Source organism: Pseudokineococcus marinus, assembly GCF_013004605.1.
In the GTDB taxonomy this organism is placed as follows: Bacteria; Actinomycetota; Actinomycetes; order Actinomycetales; family Quadrisphaeraceae; genus Pseudokineococcus; species Pseudokineococcus marinus.
In genome coordinates, this window is record NZ_JABEMA010000367.1 from 1 (window position 1) to 2,732 (window position 2,732).

Genomic DNA, 2,732 nt, shown 5'->3' on the forward strand with positions numbered 1-2,732 from the left:
ATCTCCCTCCTGCCGGCCCTCGGCCGGGCGGCCGACGGCGACGGGCCGCTCGGCCTCCCGGCCCTCGGGCTGACCGACGCCTCGTGGCTCGACACCGAGCACGTGCGCTCCGAGCTCCTCGGCGGCGCCCGGGACTGCACCCGCGCCTACCGCTACAGCTCCCGCGCCGACGCCCGGATGCTCTCGGGCACGCTGCTCGGGGCGGACCTGTCGCCCGTCGCCGCGCTCTCGGGCGTGACGACGCAGCACACCGGCGCGCCCGGGACGAGCGCCGTCGCCACGCCGAGCACCGCCCCCGCGGTCGGCCCCGACGCGCACGCCGCTCCCCTCTCGGTCACCGCGCTGAGCGGCGTGGCGAGCGGGCAGGCGGCGTCCGTGGTCGTCCTGCCCGCCGCCGGCCAGGAGGCCGCCCTGCTCCACCAGACGGCGTACGCCGCGAGCGACGGCGAGGCGCGCTCCGCGGCCGGGGCCGTCACGGACACCGGCGCCGTGCGCACGACCTCCACGACCGTCGGCCCCGACGGGTCCCTGCCCGGCCCCGCGGTGGTCGACCTCGCCGGCCTCGCCCCCGGCGTCTCCTCGCTCGCGGGGCTCAAGCTGCAGGTCGGCGCCCTGTCGTCGACGGCGATGCTCGACGGATGCCTGCGCGACGAGACCGGCGCCGCACCCGTGCGCGACTACCGGGTCGCCGGGCTGCGCCTGCGGCTGGCGTCGCCGGCGGTCGTCGCGGCGCGGCAGAGCGCCGTCACCGCCACGTCGACCGCCACGTCGGCCGTGAGGGGCCTCGAGAGCCAGCTCGTCTCGAGCATCAAGGCCATCAGCGGGCTGTCGGGCTCGCTCACGACGGTCACCGTCCACGTCGACCTGGCCGCCGCGGTCGACCCGCTGCTCAACGCCCGGCTCGGCGAGGGCAGCGAGGTCGTCGTCGACCTGGGGCGGGGCGTCGTCGAGGTCGACCTCGAGCGCCTGCTGTCCGGCCGGGGCGGCCTCAACGGGCGTGCGCCCGGCACCGAGCTCGTGCTCGACCAGCTCCTCCTGGACCAGGTGACCGCGCGGGTCGACACCCTGCTCACCCAGTGGGCGACGAGCCTGCAGACCGCGGTGGACGCGGCGCTGCGGGCGGCGCGCGTGGTGGTGGACGTGCGCCTCCTCGGCCTGCCGCTGCTCGCGCTGGACGCCACGGTCGCCCAGGTGGTCGCCGGGACGGCGCAGGTGCAGCTCGTCGGCGCCATCCCCCTGGGCTCGCTCGTCCCGGCGAACGTCGCGTCGCTCGTCACGGTCATCGTCCGGGACGGCCTGCAGTCCGGGCTCTTCGGCCCGACCGGCGCCGTCGCCACCCTCGGCACCACCGTGCGCGCCTCGCTGCCTCCCGTCACCGCAGCGGCGTCGACGGCCCTGTCCGGCCTGCGGTCGGCGATCTCCCTCGTCGTCAACGACCGGCGGGACGCCGGCGGCGTCCACGACGTCGCGGCGCTGCGGATCACCGCGCTGGCCGGGTTCGTGCAGCCGACGGCGCTGCGGCTGGCGACGTCCTCGGTCGGCCCCGTGGTCGAGCTGCCCTGACGTCGGGCTGCCCCGAGGTCCAGCTGCCCCGAGGTCGAGCTCCCCTGGCCCGCACCCGGCGGCGCGCCGGTGGTGGACCTCGTGGGGCACCGGCCACCGCGGTGGACCCCGTGGGACGACGCACGGCGCGTCGGCCCACGGGGTCCACCCACGAGGATTTCGGCCCACAAGGTCGACCCGCGTCAGGCCCGGCGGGGCTCCTCGTGGTCGGAGCGGGGGGCACCGGGCGCGGGCTCGGCGTCGCGGACGGTGCAGCCGTCGGGCAGCCCGCCCTCGGGCGCCTCGCCGCCCTCGAGGTCGCTGAGCTCGTCGACGAGCAGCAGGTCGCGGCGCACCTTGCCCGTCCGGTAGGCCGCCCGGCCGACCATGTGCGCGGCGACGGGCGCCGTCACGAGCTGGAAGACGACGACGAGCGCCACGACGCCGATCGCCGTGGGGGTCCGGACGGCGAGGCCCACGCCGACCGCCACGAGCACGACGCCGAGCGCCTGGGGCTTCGCGGCCGCGTGCAGCCGCGTGAGGACGTCGGGCAGGCGGAGCACCCCCAGGGCCGCCACGAGCGCGAGGAGCACGCCCGCGCCGAGGCACAGCCCGGCCAGGACGTCGAGGACGGCGCCCACGGCGCCGCCGCTCACCGGGTCTCCTTCGCGGCGAAGCGCGCCACGGACACCGACCCGACGAAGCCCACGAGGGCGAGCACGACGAGCACGGGCAGCGTCGCGGTGCTCCGGGTCACGGCCGCCTGCAGCCCGAAGGCGGCGACGAGGACGACGACGAGCGCGTCGAGCGCCACGACGCGGTCGAGCACCGTCGGCCCCACGACCGCGCGCACGAGCACGCAGAGCCCGGCGACCAGCAGGGCCACCCCCGCCAGCAGCACGAGCACCGCCGACCAGCCGCCGGTCCCCGACGACCCGCTCAGGCCCATCGCCTCCAGCACCCCGCTCACCGCTCCTCCTCGCCGCCGGCGCCCCTGCTCGCGCCCCTGCTCTCCCCCGGGCTCCCCCCCGGGCTCCCCCCCGGGCTCCCCCCCGGGCTCGCGCCCCCGCCCGTGCTCCTGCCGCCCGTCGCCGCGGCGTCGTCGGGCGCCTCCCGGCGCGGGGAGTCCTCGCCGGGCTCGCCCACCTCGTGCACGGGCTCGCCCGGCCGCGGCGAGCGGCCCGCGCGGG

3 protein-coding genes and 1 pseudogene are annotated in these 2,732 nt (G+C 78.6%); 1 reads left to right on the plus strand and 3 read right to left on the minus strand.

Annotated features, from left to right (window positions below; genetic code table 11):
• On the plus strand, nt 1-1,563 hold a 1,563-nt coding region (locus tag HLB09_RS15500), incomplete at its 5' end, for a choice-of-anchor G family protein (RefSeq protein ID WP_171204223.1).
• A 182-nt stretch (nt 1,564-1,745) separates the two neighbouring features.
• On the opposite strand, the gene mnhG is transcribed toward HLB09_RS15500, so the two are convergent.
• The 3 genes and pseudogenes from mnhG to HLB09_RS17920 all read right to left on the minus strand — a co-directional run.
• A complete protein-coding gene (gene mnhG, locus HLB09_RS15505) occupies nt 1,746-2,198 on the minus strand; it encodes a monovalent cation/H(+) antiporter subunit G (protein WP_322790216.1) in 453 nt (150 codons plus the stop codon).
• The gene (locus HLB09_RS15510; protein ID WP_322790217.1) at nt 2,195-2,512 is read right to left on the minus strand and encodes a monovalent cation/H+ antiporter complex subunit F; all 318 of its coding nucleotides are present in this window, start codon (nt 2,510-2,512) and stop codon (nt 2,195-2,197) included. Before HLB09_RS15510 ends, mnhG begins: the two co-directional genes overlap by 4 nt.
• A pseudogene (locus HLB09_RS17920) lies at nt 2,509-2,732 on the minus strand (hypothetical protein); the annotation flags it as partial. The pseudogene HLB09_RS17920 and the gene HLB09_RS15510, both read right to left, overlap by 4 nt.